Source organism: Enterococcus sp. HY326 (assembly GCF_026157065.1).
Taxonomy (GTDB): domain Bacteria; phylum Bacillota; class Bacilli; order Lactobacillales; family Enterococcaceae; genus HY326.
In genome coordinates, this window is sequence record NZ_JANLGQ010000005.1 from 286656 (window position 1) to 308844 (window position 22189).

General features: G+C 39.4%; 19 protein-coding genes and 1 pseudogene. 14 read left to right on the forward strand and 6 right to left on the reverse strand.

Annotated elements, in window-relative coordinates:
- Window positions 1-396 precede the first annotated feature (396 nt).
- Window positions 397-3483 (reverse strand): hypothetical protein, encoded by a 3087-nt coding sequence (locus ORH16_RS14215; protein WP_265459512.1) that lies wholly within the window; start codon window positions 3481-3483, stop codon window positions 397-399.
- A 1198-nt stretch (window positions 3484-4681) separates the two neighbouring features.
- Here ORH16_RS14215 and ORH16_RS14220 point away from each other — a divergent pair.
- From ORH16_RS14220 to ORH16_RS14240, 5 genes are all read left to right on the forward strand, one after another.
- On the forward strand, window positions 4682-5593 hold the full coding sequence (locus ORH16_RS14220) for an ABC transporter ATP-binding protein (protein ID WP_265459513.1): 912 nt from the start codon (window positions 4682-4684) through the stop codon (window positions 5591-5593).
- The gene (locus ORH16_RS14225) at window positions 5586-6344 is read left to right on the forward strand and encodes an ABC transporter permease (RefSeq protein ID WP_265459514.1); all 759 of its coding nucleotides are present in this window, start codon (window positions 5586-5588) and stop codon (window positions 6342-6344) included. The genes ORH16_RS14220 and ORH16_RS14225 overlap by 8 nt, the downstream gene beginning before the upstream one ends.
- The gene (locus ORH16_RS14230; protein WP_265459515.1) at window positions 6334-7041 is read left to right on the forward strand and encodes a hypothetical protein; all 708 of its coding nucleotides are present in this window, start codon (window positions 6334-6336) and stop codon (window positions 7039-7041) included. The genes ORH16_RS14225 and ORH16_RS14230 overlap by 11 nt, the downstream gene beginning before the upstream one ends.
- A 167-nt stretch (window positions 7042-7208) precedes the next feature.
- On the forward strand, window positions 7209-8045 hold the full coding sequence (locus tag ORH16_RS14235) for a MerR family transcriptional regulator (RefSeq protein ID WP_265459516.1): 837 nt from the start codon (window positions 7209-7211) through the stop codon (window positions 8043-8045).
- Window positions 8038-8547, forward strand: a complete 510-nt coding sequence (locus tag ORH16_RS14240; RefSeq protein ID WP_265459517.1) for a ClbS/DfsB family four-helix bundle protein — start codon at window positions 8038-8040, stop codon at window positions 8545-8547. Before ORH16_RS14235 ends, ORH16_RS14240 begins: the two co-directional genes overlap by 8 nt.
- Before the next feature lie 235 nt (window positions 8548-8782).
- Here ORH16_RS14240 and ORH16_RS14245 read toward each other — a convergent pair whose 3' ends face one another.
- Complete coding sequence (locus ORH16_RS14245; RefSeq protein ID WP_265459518.1) at window positions 8783-9082, reverse strand: bacteriocin immunity protein; 300 nt, start codon at window positions 9080-9082, stop codon at window positions 8783-8785.
- A gap of 270 nt (window positions 9083-9352) precedes the next feature.
- Here ORH16_RS14245 and ORH16_RS14250 point away from each other — a divergent pair, with 270 nt between their 5' ends.
- The 5 genes and pseudogenes from ORH16_RS14250 to ORH16_RS14270 all read left to right on the forward strand — a co-directional run bounded on the left by ORH16_RS14250 (window position 9353) and on the right by ORH16_RS14270 (window position 12950).
- Window positions 9353-9934 carry a helix-turn-helix domain-containing protein gene (locus tag ORH16_RS14250; protein ID WP_265459519.1) on the forward strand — a complete coding sequence of 194 codons (582 nt, stop codon included), beginning with the start codon at window positions 9353-9355 and terminating at the stop codon, window positions 9932-9934.
- Window positions 9935-10158: 224 nt separating this feature from the next.
- Window positions 10159-10377, forward strand: coding sequence for a hypothetical protein (locus ORH16_RS14255; protein WP_265459520.1), 219 nt, complete (start codon window positions 10159-10161; stop codon window positions 10375-10377).
- 36 nt (window positions 10378-10413) lie between these two features.
- Window positions 10414-10602: pseudogene (locus ORH16_RS14260) on the forward strand (GNAT family N-acetyltransferase); the annotation flags it as partial.
- 258 nt (window positions 10603-10860) lie between these two features.
- Window positions 10861-11493, forward strand: a complete 633-nt coding sequence (locus tag ORH16_RS14265) for a TetR/AcrR family transcriptional regulator (protein WP_265459522.1) — start codon at window positions 10861-10863, stop codon at window positions 11491-11493.
- Between the two features lie 185 nt (window positions 11494-11678).
- Window positions 11679-12950 carry an MFS transporter gene (locus tag ORH16_RS14270; RefSeq protein WP_265459523.1) on the forward strand — a complete coding sequence of 424 codons (1272 nt, stop codon included), beginning with the start codon at window positions 11679-11681 and terminating at the stop codon, window positions 12948-12950.
- Between the two features lie 80 nt (window positions 12951-13030).
- Here ORH16_RS14270 and ORH16_RS14275 read toward each other — a convergent pair whose 3' ends face one another.
- Window positions 13031-13462: a hypothetical protein gene (locus ORH16_RS14275; RefSeq protein WP_265459524.1), complete on the reverse strand. Its 432-nt coding sequence runs from the start codon at window positions 13460-13462 to the stop codon at window positions 13031-13033.
- A 311-nt stretch (window positions 13463-13773) separates the two neighbouring features.
- Between ORH16_RS14275 and ORH16_RS14280 the strand changes: the two genes are divergently transcribed.
- From ORH16_RS14280 to ORH16_RS14290, 3 genes are read left to right on the forward strand one after another with little or no spacing between them, the layout of a single operon-like run.
- Window positions 13774-14223: a MarR family winged helix-turn-helix transcriptional regulator gene (locus tag ORH16_RS14280; protein WP_265459525.1), complete on the forward strand. Its 450-nt coding sequence runs from the start codon at window positions 13774-13776 to the stop codon at window positions 14221-14223.
- Window positions 14224-14273: 50 nt separating this feature from the next.
- Window positions 14274-16040, forward strand: a complete 1767-nt coding sequence (locus ORH16_RS14285) for an ABC transporter ATP-binding protein (RefSeq protein WP_265459526.1) — start codon at window positions 14274-14276, stop codon at window positions 16038-16040.
- On the forward strand, window positions 16030-17811 hold the full coding sequence (locus tag ORH16_RS14290; protein ID WP_265459527.1) for an ABC transporter ATP-binding protein: 1782 nt from the start codon (window positions 16030-16032) through the stop codon (window positions 17809-17811). The genes ORH16_RS14285 and ORH16_RS14290 overlap by 11 nt, the downstream gene beginning before the upstream one ends.
- 240 nt (window positions 17812-18051) lie before the next feature.
- On the opposite strand, the gene ORH16_RS14295 is transcribed toward ORH16_RS14290, so the two are convergent.
- The 3 genes from ORH16_RS14295 to ORH16_RS14305 all read right to left on the reverse strand — a co-directional run bounded on the left by ORH16_RS14295 (window position 18052) and on the right by ORH16_RS14305 (window position 20810).
- Window positions 18052-19008 (reverse strand): CPBP family intramembrane glutamic endopeptidase, encoded by a 957-nt coding sequence (locus tag ORH16_RS14295; protein WP_265459528.1) that lies wholly within the window; start codon window positions 19006-19008, stop codon window positions 18052-18054.
- A gap of 267 nt (window positions 19009-19275) precedes the next feature.
- On the reverse strand, window positions 19276-19917 hold the full coding sequence (locus tag ORH16_RS14300) for a lactate utilization protein (RefSeq protein ID WP_265459529.1): 642 nt from the start codon (window positions 19915-19917) through the stop codon (window positions 19276-19278).
- 59 nt (window positions 19918-19976) lie between these two features.
- Window positions 19977-20810 carry a metallophosphoesterase gene (locus ORH16_RS14305; protein WP_265459530.1) on the reverse strand — a complete coding sequence of 278 codons (834 nt, stop codon included), beginning with the start codon at window positions 20808-20810 and terminating at the stop codon, window positions 19977-19979.
- Between the two features lie 454 nt (window positions 20811-21264).
- Between ORH16_RS14305 and ORH16_RS14310 the strand changes: the two genes are divergently transcribed.
- Window positions 21265-22161, forward strand: coding sequence for an ROK family protein (locus ORH16_RS14310; protein WP_265459531.1), 897 nt, complete (start codon window positions 21265-21267; stop codon window positions 22159-22161).
- The last annotated feature ends 28 nt before the right edge of the window (window positions 22162-22189 follow it).

The window sequence follows — 22189 nt, forward strand, 5'->3', positions numbered from 1 at the left end:
TAAAAATTCGAAAATGATATCGCTTAGCCTCAATTTAATGGTACATGATTGGTCGTTAAATAACAAGTTAATTTTATATTTTGATAAATGACTACTCAAATTTAATAAATTACTGATAAAAATAATAATTTTGCTGATTGATTTAGAAAATTTTTCTCAAGAAATTAGTTCAGCAGATTTAATGCTTTCCCAACGGATTAGGTATGAACAATTTTTTTTTAAAAAAGTGTCTATAGTTGTGATTCAAAAAGTTATCTTTATTAAAACAAAAAATAAGCATTGTTCGGTTTTGGATTTTATAAATAACATTATTAGTCCCGAGGGATTTTTTGATTTGGTTGAAAGAAGCAGCGCACCTGAATTTAACAGAAAAATTCAGGTGCGCTGAGGACTTGCTTATAATTTATAAAAGGTACCTAAAAAGTCATATAAGGCAGTATATGCTTCAATATAAGCGGCGTTTTGGCTGGATATCTTGAAGGTGCCTCTAGTTTCTGCGTGCTTGTAATTGGTTTCAATCTCAATTTGCTCCACAAAATTTGGGATATTACTAATCCAAGAATTAAATAAAATATAAGTAAGGTTGTCTAGGTCGCAGATATTTTTTAAATCGACCACTTCCCAATAATATTTACAATATTCAACTTTGGACATATCGCTTTTTAAGAATTGCGCCTTGACTCTTTTCTTGGTTCGTAGCTTAACACCTTGAGCCCGTTTGAATTTTTGCTTCAGCTCTTCAATATCCTGAGTTGTTTCTAAGCGGGACTGTCTGCTGGCAGGCTCAGTCGATTCCACAATTTCATCCTGTTGAATGATTTCTTTGTTGGCCAGTTGTAGCAAACGCGACTCAAGATCTTGATTGGTCGCTTCTAATTCTTGGACTTTTTCCTTCAAGCTGGCTGTGCGATCAGCTTTATACAAGCGAACATATTTATCATTGAGCTCTTCGAATTTCAAAACTAGCTGCTGATTTTTTGAAGCTAATAATGAGCGTTCGTCTTCCAGCTGCTGTCTTTCCAAATCCCAAAACTCTCTTTCCTCCGCTAATTTAGTATTTTCACTAAGGAGCTCGCTAGGATCAGTCTGTAGCCGCTGATTTTCTTTTTCCAAATAGCGGCTTTCTTCGATAAGGCGTTGATTTTTTGCTTCAATAGCTTCCTTCTCTTGTGCTAATTGCAGACTCTTTTCTTCCAATAATTCTTTTTCAGCCTGCAATTGTTGGACGATGGTATCAAAATCATCCTTTTGTCCTAAGAGCTGCTGATTTCTGGTAGTTAGCTCCTGTAATTTTTGTTGAGCTTCCTGCTGATCTGCTGCAGGCGGCGGTGTCATTTCTAGACGTGCGGATTCATTTGCCAACAATTCTTTTTCATCGGTTAATTGTTGATTAGCGGCTGCTAATTGCTGTTTCTCGTCGGCCAATTGTTGATTGGCGTTCTGTAATTGCTGCACTTCATTTTTTAATTCTTCAACTTCAGGATCAGCTGTCCTTGGACCTGTCACCGGCAAGAGAGCGGCAACGGAAAACTCTTCATTTTCTGCTTGCAACTGTTGATTAGTGGCTGCCAATTGGTTTTGGGTTAGCTGAAGCTGTAGATAATTTTCCTGCAATTGTTGATAATCAGCCTCAAGCTGATTAAGTTTTTGTTGCTCTGCAAGTAATTGGGTCGCTTGCATTTGCCAATGTTCTTTTTCTTGAGTAAGTTGTTCCACAGAGGACTGTTGCTGTTCTGTTTCTGTCGCCAAAGCTTGGTTGGCAGTCTGCAGGGCTTCTTTGTCAGCTTCTAATTGTCGGCTGGCTGATTGTAAGGCTTCTTTTTCAACGGCAATTTGTTGAGCTGCCGCTTGTAAGGTTTCTTTGTCAGCGTTTAATTGTTGGCGCGTTGACTGTAACATTTCTTTTTCTGTCGTGAATTGTTGATTTTCCCTTAGCAAGGCGTCTCTTTCAGTAGCTAGCTGCTGATTAGCATTGTTGAGGGTTTCTTTTTCTGTCGCTAAAGCTTGATTGGCAGTTTGCAGAGTTTCTCTTTCTGCGATTAATTGCTGGTTCATTAGCTTCAATGAATCGTGTTCGGCTTTTATTTGCTGCGCTTCAATGCTGTTAGGACCGGCTTCGCTTTGCAGCCGTTGATTTTCCTGCTGCAGCATTTCCTTTTCATAGCCCAGCTGCTGATTTTTAGTTTCAAGAATTTCTTTTTCAATTTCAAACTGTTCAGTTTTGGAAGCAAAACGTTCGACTTCGCCTTCCAGCTGACTGTAATTGCGGGTCAACTGATCTTTTTCTGTCGTCAGTAGCTTCAGTTTTTCTAGCAATGGCTGACTTTCATTCTTCAAGTGGAGAATTTGCTCAGCCAAGTGACTTTTTTCTTGAGCCAGCTGCGTTTTTTCTGCCTGTAAAAGATTACTTGTTTCAATCAGTTGTGCTTTTTCAGTTTGCAGTTGCTGAACTTGGCTTTCAAAAGTTTGACTAGTCTCTCCTGCTTGCTGAAGCTCAAGCGTGATTTCTTCCTTTTCAGCTTGTAGCTGTTGAACGTCATTTGTTAATGTTTGCTCAGTGTTGTTCAGCTGTTGAATAGTCGCAGTGAGCTGCTGTTTTTCAAGCTGGAGATTTTCTCTCTCCTGTGTTAATTGTTGAATTTTGTTGGTTAAAACTTTTTCGGAGTTATCCAGCTGTAGGTTAGTCGCTGTCAGCTGTTGTTTCTCATGCTGGAGCTGTTCTTTTTCCTGCGATAGTTGCTGAATTGTACCGGCTAAAACTTTTTCTGATTTGTTTAAGTCGTCATTAGCAGCGGCCAGTTGCTCTTTATCCTTTTGCAGCTGACTGATTTGCATGCTAAAAGCTTTTGTTTCAGTCTTGAGCAATTCATTTTTAGAAGCTAACAGTTCTTTTTCCCGAGCAAGTTTTTGGTTTTGTGTATCCAAGGCATCTTTCTCGGCCGTTAATTGTTGTTTCACTTCATTTAACTGGCTGGTGTCAGCTGTCCCAGTTTGTAGGGGATTTAAAAGCTGCTGTTGGTTTTCTGCAGCGAGGCGTTCCTTTTCTAAGGCTAGCTGCTGATTTTTTGCATCCAGCAGTTTGCGGTCTTCCTCCAACAAATCGTTTTTGGTCGTCAGCAGACTCGTTTTCTTTTGCAGCTGAGCTAATTCTTCCTGTGTTTTTTGGAAAGCTTGTTGATACAGTTCATCAGAAAAATGGCGATAGACAAGGTACTTCAAATCAGGCGCATTCAAAGACGCACGTTCCCGTAAGAGAATCGTCAAAAAATACTCCTGCTGCTGATTAGATTCTAATTTCCAGCGATACAATTTAAAGTTATTGTAGGTTTGATTCAGCTCGTGAACTAGATTCAGTAAATCTTCCTCTTCAATTTCAAGAAAAGCCGGGTCTGTTGACTCAATTTCGATTTTTCTGATAAATAAATTTTTCGGATTTTTCCGAGCTTGATGAACAGTTACGTGTAGAATACCTCGGTTAGGCATATAGATTCCCTCTTATTTCAAATATATCTGCAATTATTTTCATTTATGTTTATGTTAACTTATTTGTCTTAAAATAACAAGTTATTTTAATATTTTGGACAATATTTGCCAAGGTCGTTAAAATGTAAAATAATAATCTCCCATATAATTTTTCGCTGATAAAATTAACCAAAATTAAGGAGGTGTAGTGTTATATTTCTGCACGTTGGTTCTTACCTTGGACAACTGTTATTTTAATTGCAACAGCTCAGCACAATTACAATAGCTATGAGGGATTAAAAAAGAAAAACTATTTTTTTAAAATAACAAAATAGGTTAGCAGAAATCAGAAAATATAGGTGAAGCTGGTAAATTTAGAATCCCTTTTAATGCTTTTCACCTACCGCCAATTTTCAAAACAATAGGTTAAGAAAAATAAGTAGTTTCTCTAATTTCAACAAGAATGAGCGGAGGGGAGTTTGTAGCTGTTGTTCCTTTTCCTATTGAAAACTAAAGGTTCACGCAAACGTTTCTCAAAAGGCCTTTTTTGAGGAGCGTTGTGCAAAAAGCAAATGGATTTGAAAAAATTCATTGCCAGTTTGCTAATTTTTTTCTAGCACTAATGAGAGGTAGTTGATTGTTTTGCGGTACACTCTTAATACAATTAAAGATTTATGGATTAGAAAAAAGGAGGATTTTCATTTGTTATAAAACGGGAGAGCTGTTTAAAAGGAGACGTGTTTCTCTGGAAAATAATTTTTCATTCTGTGATGGAAACCGCTGTTAATTAATAGTTACAGTTCTTTTTTTAAGTAAAATTAAGCGTTGTAGCTTAAATAAAAGCTGTTAGTTTCAACTAATTTTGTTATAAAGGATTGGTGGGAGACAGCTTAATTAGAAGAATAAAAGGTTGCCGGGTGTATCAAATATAAAATTTAAGTTAACCGAGTTGTCGTGAGAAAGAAATTTTAAATAGGATGCCTCAAAATTAGTTCAAGAAAAATTTTCCAATTAGTTAGATGGAAAATCCAGTTGGGAATTTATCAAAATGTCCATATAGCAACAATAATTTGGGATTGTTTCTATTATTAGATTGCGACTAATTTTTAAGCAAAAAGATTTATTTTTGGCTTTTTTCAAGAAAACAGCCCCAACTCTGCAAGTATTCGATATAATTAAAATTATAAGAAAAAGATGAAGGACTGTATGGGGAAATCAAATGAAAAAAGTCATTGATTTTATTGATGTTCAGAAAAGTTTCAATAAAAAAATAGTGCTATCGATCCCACAGCTGCAGATTTATCAGCAGCAGGCAGTCGGGATTATCGGAAAAAATGGTTCGGGCAAATCAACGCTATTAAAAATTGCCAGCGGTCTGTTGTATCCAAATCAGGGGAGCGTGCGCATTCTGGGTAACAGTTCCCAGCATAAACGGGTCAAGGAGAAAGTCCGCTTTGTTTTGGAAAGCGGTCAGGGCTACTATGATTATCTGACAGCTCGGGAAAATATGGATTATTTTTTAGCCATCAATGGTTTTTCTTTTCAAAAACTCAAGACTGAAGCCAAGCGTTTAGGCGATTATTTGGATTTTTCTCAGCACATGGATAAAAAGGTTTCAGCACTGTCACAGGGCAATCGGCAAAAAATGTCGTTGATTATTGCCTTGCTGCAAAGGGCGCCGATTTTGGCATTAGACGAGCCGACTAATGGCTTGGATATTCCCACTAAACAAAAGTTGGTGCGGGTCCTGCAGCAATATATTCAAGAGAATAGGGCAGTCGTTTTATTGACGAGCCATGATGTGGAATTTTTGCGGCAATTTACCACACGGATTCTCCTATTAAAGGACGGGCGGGTTACCTTTGATGATGCGCCGGGAATTTTATTTCGCAATCAGTCGCTGGAGAAATTTGAATTTCAAATTCACTATCAGGAATATCTGGAAAAAAGCTCGTTGATTGCGAATCGCAAGAGCATTCGTGTTCAGCAAACAGAAGGGGGCATTACGACGCTCATCTGTTTAAACGAAGAAGACAAGCGCTTTTTGCTAAACCACTTTGACATTTTAAACATGAGTTTAGCAGAGCGGACGATGGAGGATATTTTTAGCGAGGTTCTGACCTATGGGTAAATTTTTCTGGTATGAAGCCTTAAGAGAGCTTCGTGAGCTACAAAATTATCGAGTTAATTTAATTTTTGCTAATCTGTCATTGGTCGTTTTATTTTGGGGCTTTACGAATTATTTTAGCAGCGGCAATCCGAATGCCATGTTTTTTCTGCTATTTGCTTGGTATTTTGCTACCCACAGTACGACGGTACCGACCTTTATTATTGAAGATGAAATAAATGACCGCACGATAATTTCCCTTTATCAAAGCAAATACTCCATTGAACGGCTAGTTCTTTGGCGCTGCGGGGTTCAGATTTTTGTCGATACCCTCAAAGCGATTCCGCTATTTGTCCTATTGGCCTTTATCACAAAGGCCTCCTTAGGTGACATCAGCATCTGGTCCATTCTATCGATTTTATTTTTGGATTACCTGGTGATTATTGGACTCTATGGGCTAGGGATTTTTTTCAGCAGCTTTACGCTGTTTTTCAGCCGCACCTCTAGTGTTGTCAGTTTATTAAATTATTACATGCTGTTTTTCAGCGGCTTAACTAATGAGCGGCAACTGTCCCCGATTTTAAAAAAAATTGCCGACTTGTTTCCTTTTCAAGAGCTGAATCTTTTAATCAGCAGTATTTTGCAAAACCAAGTGCCAACGAGAATTTTGCTGATTTTATTGGCAAAAGTGGTCGCCTATTGGCTTTTAGGGCTGCTTATTTTTCGCGGGGCGCTGAAGTTGGCCATCAAGGGAGGGAAACTTTTTGGGACGTAAGCTCTTTGCTGAAGTGAAACGCTTTATTCTAATGAAGAAAAATTATGGCTTGGACACACTTTTTGATTGGATTGGAGAATGGATTTTTGTGGCCGGGCTGATTGTCACGGCCCTGACCTTCCAAGAAGAAGTCGCTGTAGGCCAGCTTTTTATTTGGTATGTCGGCTGGGTGCTGATCTTTGAAGGAATTCAAGAAATGGAACTGGAAATTCGCCGCAATCAAATGAAAAATTTACTGAGTTTGAAAAACAATTTATTTGGTATTTATTTGTATCGAGGGTTAATTTATTTAGTGTTTGGCAGCTTATTATTTGTCGGCATATTATTTTTGGTACGACCTGCTTCACTACCGGAGTTGGGCAGTTTTTTTGTCAGCGGCAACGGGTTGAAAATGTTGCTGTTAAATGCTCCATTACTACTCTTAATGTATTTACTGCTCTTAACGTGGGCGCAATATTTTGAAAGAATCAGCACCGCCGTCAGCTTTATCAATACGCTATCCTTGATGCTATCAGGTTTAGTTTTCCAAAGTTTACCCTTTAAATACTTTACTTATGCTGCCATTTTAGAAGGTGTCATCAATTGGGAACCCCTTGAAGTCATTGTCTATCTGTTGTTGTTACTATTATTAAGCGGACTGTTGGTGAAAAGTTATCGCAGCTGCCAGCGGAAAATTTATTTGGCGGGCAGCATTTAGTAATTGCCGCTTTATGATTGAAAAAAATATTTGTGAAAATTACTTAGCCTGCAAACTTTAAACCATTACTTTTTTACTGGAATGTTGCCTTTTTAACTTGACCTTGCCACTATGTCAAAGTTTACAATAGGTTTAACAAATCAAAAAAAGTTAAACGGGGTGGGGAAATGTTTCAAATTGGCGAATTTTCAAAATTGTCCGGCACTAGCACAAGAATGCTACGTCATTACGAAAAATTAGGCTTGCTACAGCCGCAAAAGACGGATGAGTACACCGGCTATCGCTTTTACAATGCCGGACAGCTGCAAAAAATCAATCGCATAAAAAAATTGCAGGCAATGGGCTTGTCCTTGGCAGTGATTCAGCAGATTTTATCAGAAGAGGATCCGCAGGTATTAAAAAAACATTTGGCAATTCGGGAAGTGGAGGCAGCGGAGGAATTAAAAAAAATTCAGCAGCAGCAGGCTTTGATGAACAGCCTGCAGGAGGTCTTAGGCTCGGAAAAAGCGCTGGACTATCATGTGGTTCAAAAAACAATGCCCGCCAATTTTGTGATGAGCACTCGGCAAGTAATTGCTGATGCCGCTGGGGAAAGCGTCTTGTGGCAGGAGTTGTTTACCGCTGCTGAGGCGCAAAAGGTTCAATTTGCGACACCACCTTTGGCCCTCAGCATCTATCATGATCCAGAATATCAAGAGGAAAACATTGATTTAGAAATTCAGATGGCCGTCTTGGGGGACTACCAAGAGACTGAAACCATAAAATTTTTTGAAACACCGGTATTGCCAGTGGCCTCCGTTACTTTTAACGGGCCTTATGAACAAATGCCCGATGTGATGGCCGCTTTGGGTCAGTGGTTAGAAATCAATCATTATCGTTTAGCTGGGCCGATGCTGAACATCAATCATGTTTCCCCCGCCCAAGATCCCAATCCCGAAAATTGGGTGACGGAAGCGTGCCTTGTTATAGCACCAATTAACGGAGAGGATGAGAGAAATGGCTAGACCACAGGATAAAGCAACACTGATTGCCCAGTCGCAGGAATATTATGACCGCCTGATAAACTTAATTGAAAGTTTTTCACCGACGGAACAAGCAGGGACCTTTCCTTTTGATGACCGGGACCGCAATTTGCGGGATGTCCTGATTCATTTATACGAATGGCATCAGATGTATTTGACTTGGGTTCATAAAAATTATGACGAGGGTATCAGCGCCAAATTTTTACCGGAACCTTATACGATGAAGATGACACCGGAATTGAATCAGCTTTTTTGGCAGCAGCATCAAGAAACTTCCCTTGAAGCAGCGAAAAAACTACTGGCTGAGAGTCATCAGGCTGTGATGGCCGAGTTTGACCGTTTTAGTGACGAAGAACTTTTCACCAAAAAATATTTTCCGTGGACGGGGACAACTTCTCTGGGGAGTTATAGTGTTTCCGCCGCTTCAAGCCATTATGACTGGGCGTGGAAAAAAATACGCAAATACCAAAAAACCTTGAAGTAAGGGGATTTGAATCATCTAGTTCCAAACTAGTTGCCACTCTTTAATTTAGGTAATTGAATACTAGAAAAACTTTTTTTCAAAGCTGAATTTTCCGCGACAATCAGTGATAAACTAAAGCATTTTTCAATCAAAATAAAACATCGTTTGCTAAGAACATCTAGTGACCTTTTGCGGGTCATCAGATGAAAGCAAGCGATGTTTTTTGTAGGTAAGAGGACAAAACTTCCACAGAAATCTAAAACCAAATTGGCATCATCATACAGGAAACCGCAATGCCTTTGTATTTAGCAGCCGCAGGTTTCAGTTGATTGAATAAATTAATTAAAGACCGAGGACAGTCCCGTTGATGTCCAAGAACATAAATCGCAATCTCATCACACAGCTGTGCCGCAACAAGATTTGCATCTCCTTGTTTTTCTAAATCGTGGGCAGCCGCAAAAATCATTTTTTCCAACTCGGGATTTCCCTTCACTTGGGGGTCTTGATAAGCGCTACTTAAGAAATCCATCGTCTTTTCAATTTTTTCTTTTGACATAATTATCAGCTCCTAGTCTCAGCTTACTCCGATATCAAGCAAGTTCAAGGGGATGCCATTAATATGACAATAGTGTTAGATTTTTTGGGTTGAAGAAAGCTTTCCGCTTAAAAAATAAAAGACCTGAAATTTATGGATTCACAAAAATAAAAATTCAGAAAAGCCCATTCTAACAACATTGCAAGCGACTCTTGCTTGCGGGAGCAAAAGAGATTTGCTAGTATTTAGAAGGACTTTTGCTAGAGTAAAAGTAGCTAGGGAGGTATGCAGATGTTTAGTGAGATGATTAAGAAGCGTCGAAAAGAATTGGCCTGGACGCAACAGGATTTAGCCGACAAATTATTTGTGACCCGCCAGACCATTTCAAATTGGGAAAATGGCAAAAATTTTCCGGACATTCCCACACTTATTCAAATCAGCGATCAGCTGGAACTTTCCCTCGACTACTTACTCAAGGGAGATGCCAATTATATGAAGAAAGTTGAAAAGGATTATGCCATGATTGCCCGCGCGAAAAAGGCCAGAAAGTTGGGCAGAGTGGTTGCTGCTTTAACCATCGCCGTAATACTAATATGTCTAAGCGGGAACACTTTGATTAATCAGCAAATTTTAAGTGAAAAATGGCTAGTTGTCATTATCTTAACGCTGTGTCTGCCGCTGGAAATTTTTAGCTACATACTCTACAAAACCTATTTCAAAGACGACTCAAATCCAATTCAACCGCTATGGGTGCCAAAAGCATATGGCGTTGGCCTCGCCATCAATCCCAATCATTTTATCGGCAAGTTCATTTGGGTGGTCATCTTCATTTTCATTTTTGGATTATGGTTTTACGCTCTGTTCCTTTTATGAGATTTTTTTGAAAATAGTTTATTTAATTTACTTTGGAAATATTTACCTGATGAGTTGAGCGAGTTGTGTTGATAAAAATTTTTTATAATTAATTTTGCTAGTGAACTGCACTCTGCTAATCTGTTTGGGTTGGCAGGGTGCTTTTTGAAAACTGATAAATTAAGTTAGTCTAGCTAGGTACATTTGCTATAATAAAAATTAATTATTAGTCTGGGGGATATGATATGGAGTTAATTTTCAGAGAAATTGAACAAAATGATTTTGGCGTTTGCGCTGAAATGCTGGCTGCCGCATATAATGGCGAGCCTTGGTTGAATGCTTGGAGGAAAGAAGAGGCTTTGCTGAGAATCCAAGCGACAATGAGCGGATTTAACGCTAGAGGCTATGTGGTGGAGGCAAATTCTGAAATTGTTGCAATGTGCCTTGGCAGGATTGATTATTAATATGCGAATTGGTGTCAATTTTGTGTCGATGAGTTTAATGTGAGGCCGAATCGTCAAGGGAGCGGTGTTGGTAAAAAGCTAGTGAACTTTGTTTCAGATACTATGAAAAAGCAGCAAGTAAACAGAATTTTTCTAATTACTGGAGGAAGGCAAGCGGCAGAATTTTATCAAAAAAATGGCTTCACGAAAGCTGAGGATGGCATGATGTTGGAGTTTGAGCTGTAAAATAGCTGGTTCAGTTTAAATAGTCTGCATTTGAAAAACTGATTGAAGACTTAAGTAACGGTTTTTAATCTTATAATAAATTTTTCTCATAGCTTTTCAAAAAGGAATACGAACTAAGAGGTAATTTAAATCATTACCTCAAAAAAAATTTTCCCGCTCACCATTACCTAAGTAAATCAACCCAAAATTTATTTGACTTTCCTTTTTGGTATGGTATTCTCTAAATAGATACCGCTAGTATGTAACGAGGTGTGAACGATGGCACGGGGACGAAATCCTGAGGAAACAAGAAGAAAAATAGTGAGTGTTGCTAAAAATCTTTTTTTGAGTAAAGGCTATGACAATACCTCAATTCAAGATATTATTGATGGTCTTGGAGGCATGACAAAAGGGGTAATCTATCATCATTTTAATTCTAAGTTTGAAATTTTGCAGGCAGTCGTGGTTGGCGAGCGGCTGGATGAGCTGCCCTTAAAATTTGAAGGGGCCAGTGGTTTAGCGAAACTACAAAACTCTTTAACGGAAGCCTTTAAAAATTTGGAGCGACAAAAACTAGCTTACTCTGCAGCAATTACTTTGCGTAGCCCACGATTATTAGGGGAACAATATTTAGAAATGTTTGAATTTGCGGTTCCGGAAATTCAAGCGGTCGTTCAAGAAGGAATTGACGATGGTTCAATTCAAACGGATTATCCAGAGGAAGTCGCCGATTTGCTTGTGCTGACACTGAATACTTGGATTGGTTTTCAATCTTCTGTATTAAGCGAAGCGGAATTGCGGCGAAAGTTTGATTTTATCAAATTAACCTTTGATGGTCTGGGCATTCCCCTAATCACGGATGAAATGATTCAATTGGTGTACCAATTGTTTTCCCACTTAAAAAACGAATAGCTGTTACCGGCTATTTTTTTCAAACGATACATACCGTCAGTATGTTTATTTTTTAAACTTTTACATACCGCAAGTATGTAAAAGATAAAATTTAGGTGCTGCACCTTTTTCTTTATCTTTGCAGAAGATTTTTTAATTGGATAGAGGCTTTGCTTTGGAAAAATAAAAAATTGTTGGAGGAAAAAATGAATAAAACAAAAATGTTATGGATGTTGATTTTTAGTCAGCTATTTTCAGTTGTGGGAACGGTTGTCCTACAGTTCACTCTTTCGTTGTATGTCTTGGATTTGACGGGGTCAGCGCTGACTTTTAGCGTGATTACCAGCTTGGCGGTCATCGGCCGGTTGATTATGTTACCTTTTTGTGGAATTTTGGCGGACCGCCTAAATAAAAAAATTGTGATGATTACGATGGACGGCTCCTACTTTGCTGTTGCAATTTTACTTTTGTTAGCCCTGCAAACGGAGCATCCCGTTTTGCTAATTGGCATTTTGACCTGCCTTTTAGGGATGATTTCAGCCTTTGAAACACCAGTCGTACAATCGGCGATTCCATTAATGTGTGATGAAGAAAATATCCCTAAAGCCAATAGCGCAGTCAGCAGCATTGGTATCTTAGGCAATATGTTGGGCCCCGTACTTGCGGGCATGATTTACAGACAAAATACGATTTCGTTGATTTTTATCGGCTGCCTTTTTCTTTTCGGCGCCGCCATTGCCATTGAGAGCCGTATGAGTTTTCAAAACCTAGCCGTGACCAACAAGTTTGTTTCGCTTTTTCAAGTGGTCAAAGAAGATCTGACAGATGTGGTGCATTATTTAAAGGAAAAAACGATTATCTTAAAAATTTGTATTTTGGCTTTCATTTTAAATTTTCTGCTCAACTCCTTTGTTCAAGTGGTGGTTCCTTATATTGCCCGTATTTGGCTGCAGGTCAGCAATCAACAATTTGGCATTATGAATTTTCTTTTTGCTACTGGAGGGCTAGTTGGGTCAATCCTTTACGGCCTGCTATCAAAAAAAGTTAAGCTGACGAGTGTTCCACTGCAATTGGTAATGACAGGAATAATCTTTAGCACACTGATGTTAGCTTTAGGAAATTCAGCTGGTGTTGCTTTTTGGGGGATGACAGCAATTGTTGCGCTGATAATGGCCTTGTTCACGATGATTTCTGTTCAATTAATGGTCTTCATTCAAACTCAGGCGGCACAAAATTTGTTAGGCCGGCTGATGTCCTTTGTGATGATTGTCAGCACGTTGGCTACACCACTAGGACAGCTACTCTTTGGCTGGCTCAGTGAAATAATGACCATCAATCAGATGCAATATCTAATTGGTGTCATTAGTCTGCTGACTGTTCTCATTGCGTTATTTAGTAAAAAAATCTTTAGTAGCATTGGAGAACATTCCCACGGCCAAACAGCAATCAATTTGGACAAGAGTCCTTCTGATGGATAAAGCGAGGGAGTCTCAGTTTTTGAGCTAGACTAAATTAGCCCGCAATCAAAAAATTGCGGGCTTGTATTAGGTTCTAAATTTTATTGAATAGATCCGCTGCTTTTATTTTCGCCAAACTCTCCATTCACTTCACCAACTGTCAGCCAATTTTGCTGCTGCCATAGTTCGATTTCCGCAAAGCAAGGCACCGATGGACTTGGTTGTTCCTTTAAAATTATCTGAAGCGGTTTTTGATGAAGTAATTTTTGCCCCAAAGCATAGGTGGCTTCGGCAAAAGCAGCTGCGCCAATGTAACCAGGAATGCCATTTTTTTCTTTATTGTACAAATAGAAAATATCAGCAGCTTCAATATCACGAAAAAATTGCTTGAAAATTTGCGGGTACTCTGCAACTATATTATCGGTTTCCTTGGGATAATTTAACACTTGATAACCTTGCGCTTGGAGTGATTTGGCTAAATGTTGAAAGTCTGCTTGGAAAGTGATGCTACCGGATAAAATTATTTTTGTCATGGCTGAAAATCCTTTTTTATCCAGTATAGCAAATGACGTTAAGAGTTGTTGGGTTTTTCTCAGTAGGTTAGCAACAAAAATTTTAAGAGTACCCAAGAAATTTGGCAGTTTCGGTAACAAAAGAATTTGACGGAAAAATAAATATTGAATCATTGTCATGAAGCAAAAAATAGGAAAGTGAAAACTCTCTCGACTGTTTTTCTGTAAAAAATAGAAAAACAGTCTTTTTTTACGTTCTTTTCCTTGACTCAAATTCAAAGGAGTTATATAGTTAGTCAGGTAACTATATTGGAATGAACGGAGGTGTGCAGATGAATCCGCCAAAGGAACGTCGAAATGAATTGGGCTATGAAATTCGCGAATTATCCATTTTACTGGGACGCTACATTGAAAATGAAAGTGCGAAGATGGGTGTTCAGCATATGAAAGGCCCGCAGGCTTGGGCTTTAGGTTTCATAAAAAATCAAACAGGTCCAGTTTATCAAAAAGATTTGGAGGAGGAATTATCGATTCGCAAACCTACTGCCAGTCGTCTCATTGATCGACTAGAGCAAAAAGGTTTTGTTAAACGAGTGGTTTCTTCAACGGACAAACGTTGGAAGCAGATTATTTTAACTGAGAAGGCTCAAAAAGAAATGGAACAGGTGGATGGTTTTATTGCCTCTGTCGAAAAGAAAATTAAAGCAAATTTGTCGGCTGAAGAAATCAGCACCTTCAAGAAAATTGCTGGGAAAATCAAAGCCAATTTTGCGACTGATTAAAATAGAAAAGCAATCATAGTTAGTTAACTAACTTGTTACAGGAGGAACTTATGTTTAAAATTTTTAAAAAGATGAGCCAGACCGAAAAATGGCTGGTCCTCGTCAGTGTGCTATTTATATTGTTACAGGTTAGTTTGGAATTGAAGATTCCCGATTACATGTCGGAAATAACGCGGCTATTACAGGAAGACGGCACTAAAACCAGTGATATTTTGATTCCCGGTGCTAAAATGATTTTGATGTCCTTAACCAGTTTTGCGGCATCAGTCGTGGTCGGCTATTTTGCTGCTAAAATTGCTGCCGGTTTAACGCGGCGATTGCGGGGCGAAATTTTTGACCGGGTGACGGATTATTCGGCTAAAGAAATTCAACATTTCTCTGTACCTAGTCTGGTGACCCGTACCACCAATGACTTGACGCAAATTCAAATGTTAGTTGCGATGGGACTGCAGGTAGTAATCAAAGGCCCGATCACTGCAGTTTGGGCGATTACCAAAATCGCCAATAAAAATTGGGAGTGGACGACAGCAACGGCCGTCGCTGTTGGTGTATTGTTAGTCTTGATTACGGTGATTATGACATGGGTGCGCCCTAAGTTTACCTTAGTGCAAAGCTTGACGGATAATTTAAACAGCGTGACGCGGGAAAACTTAACAGGAATTCGTGTGATTCGTGCTTACAATGCCGAAGCTTATCAAAATCAAAAATTTGAAACAGCCAATGATGATTTGACACAGGTTAATTTATTTACCGGACGGATGATGTCCTTTATCAGTCCAACGATGACTTTAGTTTCCAGTGGCTTAACGCTTTCGGTCTATTGGCTGGGCTCCACCTTAATTCAAAATGCTGCAGCTGCAGACAAATTGACTTTGTTCAGTGATATGGTTGTCTTCACTTCCTATGCTATGCAGGTGGTGATGGGCTTTATGCTGATGACGATGATTTTCTTTATTTTGCCAAGGGCGTTGGTGTCTGCCAAGAGAATTAATGAAGTGCTCGACTTAAAACCTTCTATTGAATATGTTGCTGAAGCGACCGAAGACTTGAAAGAGACTGGCACTGTGAGTTTTGAAGGAGTTTCCTTTGCCTATCCAGAAGCTAGCGAAGATGTGTTGCATCACATTAGTTTCTCTGCGAAAAAAGGCGAAACAGTTGCCTTTATCGGTTCTACTGGTAGCGGTAAGAGCACTATTTTGAAATTGATTCCCCGTTTGTACGATATCACCTCTGGCACGATTCGTGTGGACGGTCAGGATATCAAAGAGTTTCAGCAGGAACAATTAAATAATATTATCGGCTATATCCCTCAAAAAGCCGTCTTGTTTAGCGGCAACATTCGCTCGAATATGGATTTAGGAACGAGTAATGATTCTCCACTAGATGATCAAAAAATTTATCAAGCGTTGGAGATTGCTCAAGCGGCTGACTTTGTTAAAGCGGAACCGGGTCAATTGGATGCAGAAGTGGCTCAAGGAGGAACTAATTTTTCCGGCGGTCAAAAACAACGACTGGCGATTGGGAGGGTTATCGCCCGTAAACCAGAAATTTTGATTTTTGATGATTCCTTCTCTGCACTAGATTATCAAACAGATAAAAAATTGCGGGGTATTTTAAAAGAAGAAGTACCGGAAACGACAAAATTAATTGTCGCTCAGCGGATTAGTACGATTATGGACGCCGACCAAATTATTGTGTTAAATGAAGGTCGGATTGCCGGCAAAGGTACTCATCGAGAATTACTAGCGAGCAATCAAATTTATCAAGAAATTGCTTATTCGCAATTATCGAAGGAGGAATTAGAAAATGAAGAATAGTTCAGCGGAGCATCTTAATTTCGCCAATATTAAAAAATATGCTGGCAACTATACAATTCCCTTAATTGCCGCTGTGATTTTTGCGACGGTGGGCAGTATCACTTCGATTTTAGGCCCGGATAAATTAAGTGAAATTACCGATACAATTACGGCCGGTCTTTACACGACCATCGACACAGACAAAATTATGGAAATTTGTCTGTACTTGGCAATTTTATACGGCGTGGGTTTTTTGATGAGCTATTGCCAAGGATTTTTAATGGCAACTATCACCCAACGTTTTTCCAAAAAATTACGAGGTCAGGTTTCTGAAAAAATCAATAACCTGCCGCTACAATATTTTGATTCCCATCCTCAAGGGGATACTTTAAGTCGCGTGACCAATGACTTGGATACCGTGGGTCAATCCCTCAATCAAAGCTTGGGCACATTGGCACCGTCAATTACTTTAGTCATTGGCTGTTTAGTGATGATGTTCCACAACGACTGGATGCTGAGTGTCACTACGATTCTCTCTGTCTTTTTGGGCTTTTTCATGGTGGTTGTTATCTTGACAAAATCACAAAAACATTTTGCCGCTCAACAAACAAAACTTGGGAAAGTCAGCAGTTTTGCCGAAGAAATTTATTCCGGTCATAGTGTGATTAGCACCTATAATGCTGAAAAGGAAGTCAAAGGTGATTTTTCTAAATTAAATGACGACTTATACAGCAGTGTTTGGCGGGCGCAATTTTTGTCCGGCATCATGCAGCCGATGATGGGCTTTATCGGTAACTTTGGTTACGTGATGGTCTGTGTGATTGGCTCAATTTTAGCTTTGAACGGTACGATTTCCTTTGGTGTCATCGTGGCCTTTATGATTTATGTTCGCCTGTTCACCCAACCTTTGTCTCAATTGGCACAGGCTTTCAGCACGCTGCAATCAGCAAGTGCAGCGTTAGGTCGGGTTTTTGAATTTTTAGATGAAACTGAAATGGCTGATGAGTCGCACCTAAGCCAACGTTTAACCGATACTAAAGGGGATGTCACCTTTGAGCATGTTAACTTTGGTTACGACCCAGCGCAACCGATTATCCACGATTTTTCTGTTGAAGCCAAAGCCGGCAAAAAAACGGCGATTGTTGGGCCGACCGGTGCGGGTAAGACGACCATTGTCAACCTGCTGATGAAATTTTATGAGGTTAATAAAGGGTCGATTGCTATCGACAATCAGCCTTTGAGTGAGATGAAACGCGAAGAAGTGCACGATCAATTTTGTATGGTGCTGCAGGACACTTGGTTGTTCGATGGGACTGTCAAAGAAAATTTAGTCTTTAATCAAACCGGCGTTACCGATGAAGAAATTATCAATGCCGCTAAAGCAGTCGGCATTCATCACTTTATCCGCACGTTACCAAAGGGCTATGACACCGTTCTAGACGACAGCATTGAATTATCAGTTGGGCAAAAGCAATTGATGACCATTGCCCGGGCTTTAATCAAAAAAGCACCGATGCTGATTTTAGATGAAGCGACCAGTTCAGTCGATACCCGGACGGAAGAATTGATTCAAAAAGCGATGGATAAATTAATGGAGGAAAAAACTTCCTTTGTCATCGCCCATCGCCTTTCGACCATTCGTAATGCCGATAACATTCTCGTGATGAATCACGGGGATATTATTGAGCAAGGGAATCATGAAACCTTGATGGCTAAAGATGGTTTTTATGCCAACTTGTATAATAGTCAATTTGCCAAACACGGCAATGCTGGCGATATCGAACTAGCCTAATTTAAACGAAAAATTGTAGGCTTTAAACGAGCTGTTCATTTTGAAACAATAAGCTAATCAAATTGCTACAGCCAAAAGCCACCAACCTGTAAAACTCACAGGTTGGTGGTTTTTTTGCGATTGATTTATTTTTTCTTTGAAGGTGATCCTTAAAACTAGAGAAGCTTAACTTTCAACATTCCATTAAAAATTTTTTCCAAGTAGCCCTTCGTCAGATTCTCAACTTTTATTCAGCAAAATTTATTGCAGCAAGGGCTGTACCGAACTGATAGCCATGTATAAATTTACGCCAGTGAAAATCAAAAGACCTGCGGAAGTCAGCACACTTTTGACAGCGCCAGACTCTGTCGGTTGATTTTTAAAGAAAGTGACAATTTGCTGGCGCCGTTTTATTAGAAAATAAAGGGCAATCACAAGACCAATCAGTTGGATGCCAACTAAAAGGAGCGTTTGGGTAGTAACCGGCAGATTAGCAGTTGCAAAACTAAAGAGGTCGCCTAAAACAAAATTATTAAACATATGCAATGCAATGGCCCATTTCAAAGAAAAACGCAACGCAGTATAACTAAGAATCATACCAGCGCAAAAAGCAAAGACACCTTGAGTAAAATTCCCGTGATAAATACCAAAGAGGGCCGATGAAACAATCATGGCAAAGGGTCGGCCAAATTTTTCTAGTGAATGCAGGACGGCTCCCCGGAAAACTAATTCTTCACAAATCGGCGCTGCTAGAGAAGAATAAATCAGCATTGAAAGGGTCGTACTACTGGCGGTGGCAGCATCCATTTGATTTTGCAATGAGAGACCAAACAGATTAAATAAACTTTCCACAGCGGTGCTGAAATAAGGAAAAATAAATTGAATACCTACAAAAGCACACAGTAAAATTAAAAAAGTTTTGACATTGATTTTTTGATGGACATTGGTGATATCTTGAAAAAAATGCTGCCGGCGAAAGCCCCAGATAATTAGCAGCCCAACTGCTAGAGCCAGCAAGTAAGGCAGACCGCTTTCACTAACGGCTTCCCAAGCGGCTTGAGAAAGCATGCCATCATTTTTGGCAGCCGCCTGCTGAATTAAAAAATTTGCAGCAAGGTAAGATACACCACTGAAAATTAGCGTGTATAGACAGAGCATCCAACCGGTTTTTTTAATATCCTGATGATTTGAATAATTTCTTGGTAAAGTTTGTTCCATATTGTCATCCTCCAATTTAATCCAGCTGCAATCCCATCCGAATTGTCCCGCAGCTGCTTGTTTTCCCAAAACCCAAGTATCAAATCCTTTCTGCTGTTTATTTTAAATTAACAGCAAAGTATGAAGATTAATTGAAGGTAATGCAGTGATTTTTAGCTTCTCACAAAAAAAAATCTATTTTGTGAAAATGAAATACTCGTCATTCGTTAGTTTTTCATCTAACTATTCTGAGTTAGTCAATTTACAAAACAGATTTTTTTTGAAATTTTAATAGCCGTGATTGTCTAAAATTAAAAAGATTGTCAGTCGTTCAGCCTGCCAAGAGCGACGGGTGACAGCAATTGTATTGCAAATACATTCTTCAAGAAAACAATCGCCGCAGACGCCTTTTTTTATGCAAGGCGTCTTTTGCAAATTCAAACGTGTAGCATTGAGGGGCGCGGTTTTTTTGCGGACCATTTGAATGGTTGTTTCTAAGTTGCCATAGACTTTGTTCATGCCGACAAAGGCCAAAACCTTATCTGGCCCATAGGTGATGGCTGCCACCCGATTGCCGACATTGTCTACATTGACTAATTCACCATCTTCAGAGATACCATTGATGCTGGTTAAAAAATAATCTGCGGTCAGGGCTTGTTTCATTAATTGATGGCGTTCTGCTAAGTCCTTGGCTAGCTCCCGATTAATCATCGGCTGCTGGCGTTCGTACAACGCTTCAATTAATTGAGAATCCTTTAGTGTTTCAGAGCCTCCAAAGGCCACAACTTTTTTTGGATCAATCAGAGCTAAAGCTTTCTCTTTAGCTTCGGTGAGATTTTCACAGATGACCACTTGAAAATTTCGGTTCAGCAATTTTTTGCTAAGGGTTTTAGCAGCGGCTTGGTAAAAAGTTTGATGAATGGTTGTCATAGGTCCAGCTCCGTTTTTACTTTATTGTGCGTTAAAAGCTTTACAATGACAATAGCTTTCTAAATACTCAAGCGAAAAACGCTCAACTGCGGCGGATTTAAAAAGCGGGCGTGAATCATCGTAGTGCCGATACCGGTATTCACATAGAGCTGTGTGTTGTCTGCCAGCTGATAGCTACCTTTGGAATAAGTTTTCGCCAATTGATTTTTTACTTGATAAAAAGGCAGCCAGATTTGTCCGCCATGGCTGTGGCCCGCTAAGATTAAACTGGGAGTCGCTGTCACCAAGGCGTCTGCGACATCCGGCTCATGGGTTAAAAGCAATGAAAAATCCGCTTGACTCTGATAGCTAAACATTTCTTCTGGATCAGAATTGCCTAAGAGGGCATCGTCCAAGCCGCCGACAAAAAGTTCTTTGCCATTGGCTAAGGTCAAGGTCTCGCCAGTATTTTCCAGTACGCTAAAGTTAGCCTCCTGTAAAAGCTCATCGATGACTCGAGCTGCACCGCCGCCGTAATCATGATTGCCTTTGATGGCGTATTTGCCGATAGTTGCTTGAATTTGGGCTAGCTGTTGCATAACTTCGGTCTCCAAACCAACACCATAGCGAGCGTAATTATCAAATAAATCTCCAGTAAAAACAACAATGTCGGCTTGTTGTTGATTAATTTTTTCAGTAACAGCGGCTAGATTTTGAATGGTAAAATTTTCTGCTAAGTGAATATCAGAAACTTGAACAATTTTCAGTTCCACGCTGTCTGTTTCGTTAGTTGGGGAATAATCAAGGGCCACCTCTTTGACAGTCAGCTGATAAGGTTCAATCTTAAAGGCATAAACGACAAGGATTAGAGCGAATACAATCATAATTCCCGCAAAGATAATAAATTTGCGCATTTGTTTTCTCCGTCTTTTGTTATTTTTGTTTAGCTTAGCACAACTTTTTAGGCGGGCTAGCTGTCATTACCGACTCTTAATCCTTTTAAGTAAAAATTATAAAAGGAAAAGTTTTCTTAATCATTGAAGGTCTGACAATGCGGAGAAAAAGCTATAGTGCAAATGGTAAGCTGATCTCTTTTTGAAAAATGAAAAGAAACGTTGTTGCTTCAAGGTTTTTGATGAATTATTTTGAAGGCCGCCTAGCGGGAGGGCGGCCCGTCTCTAGATTGTTTTTATGATTTTTATCCAAGCTTTTTTAATTGTAAAAAGATGAAGGAATAATTATAAAATTCCCTAAATAGATTAAATTTCAAATATTTATAAAAAAATTAACTGGTTACAACCAGATTATTCTTTACTATCCTCTTTAAGCCTGTTAAGCTACAATTAACAAGAAATAGGAGGTTCCAGAATGAAAAAAGCATTGGGAATAGATATTGGCGGTACGAAAATTGCCGTTGGTTTAATTGATGAAAATGGAAGCGTTTTAGCGGAAAACAAAGTTACTAGCAATATTTCTACAAAAGAGACGATGTTTGCCAGCTTGACTGAAGCGATTGATCAGCTAGTAGAAAAAATCGACATGCCACTTTCACAGCTGTCTTTTGGTGTGGGAGTGCCGGGCTTAGTTAATCGGGAACAGGGGATTGCTGTCTTTCAAAATAATTTGCCGTGGGAAAATTTTCCGATTGTTGCCCGCATACAGGAAAAATATCCGGAAATTTTAGGAGTGACAATTGATAATGATGTCTATCAGGCTGCCTATGCGGAATGGAAAGCCGCTAAATTATCGGCTGGTGATACGTTAACATTTATTACGGCGAGTACCGGTATTTCTAGTGCTTCGCTGACTAATGGCGCCTTTATTCGCGGGCAGGGCTTTGCCGGTGAAATCGGCCTCTTACCTCGACCAAAAAACGGTGAAAAGTTGACCTTGGAGGATTCCGTTGGCGGCAATAACTTAGCTAAACGGGCCGCAGAAAAATTAAATCGGCCAGAGATTACCACGAAGGAAATTTTTGCTGGCTATTTTGCACAGCAGCCAGCCGAAACTGCAATCGTCACAGAGTGGATTGCCGATTTTGCATATGGTATCTATGCGATGATTACCGTTTTAGATCCAATGGTCATTGTGCTCGGCGGTAGTATCATTAAATTAAATCCAGATTTATTGCCTACTATTAAAGAAGAAATTAAAAAATTAATGATTCCGGCACAGTACCGCAGTCTTGAGCAGATTAAAATTTCTGACTATGACAATAACGCGGGTTTGATTGGAGCCGGCTTGAGTGGGATGGATAAATTTTAAATGGATAATACGTTAAGGATGTGATCTT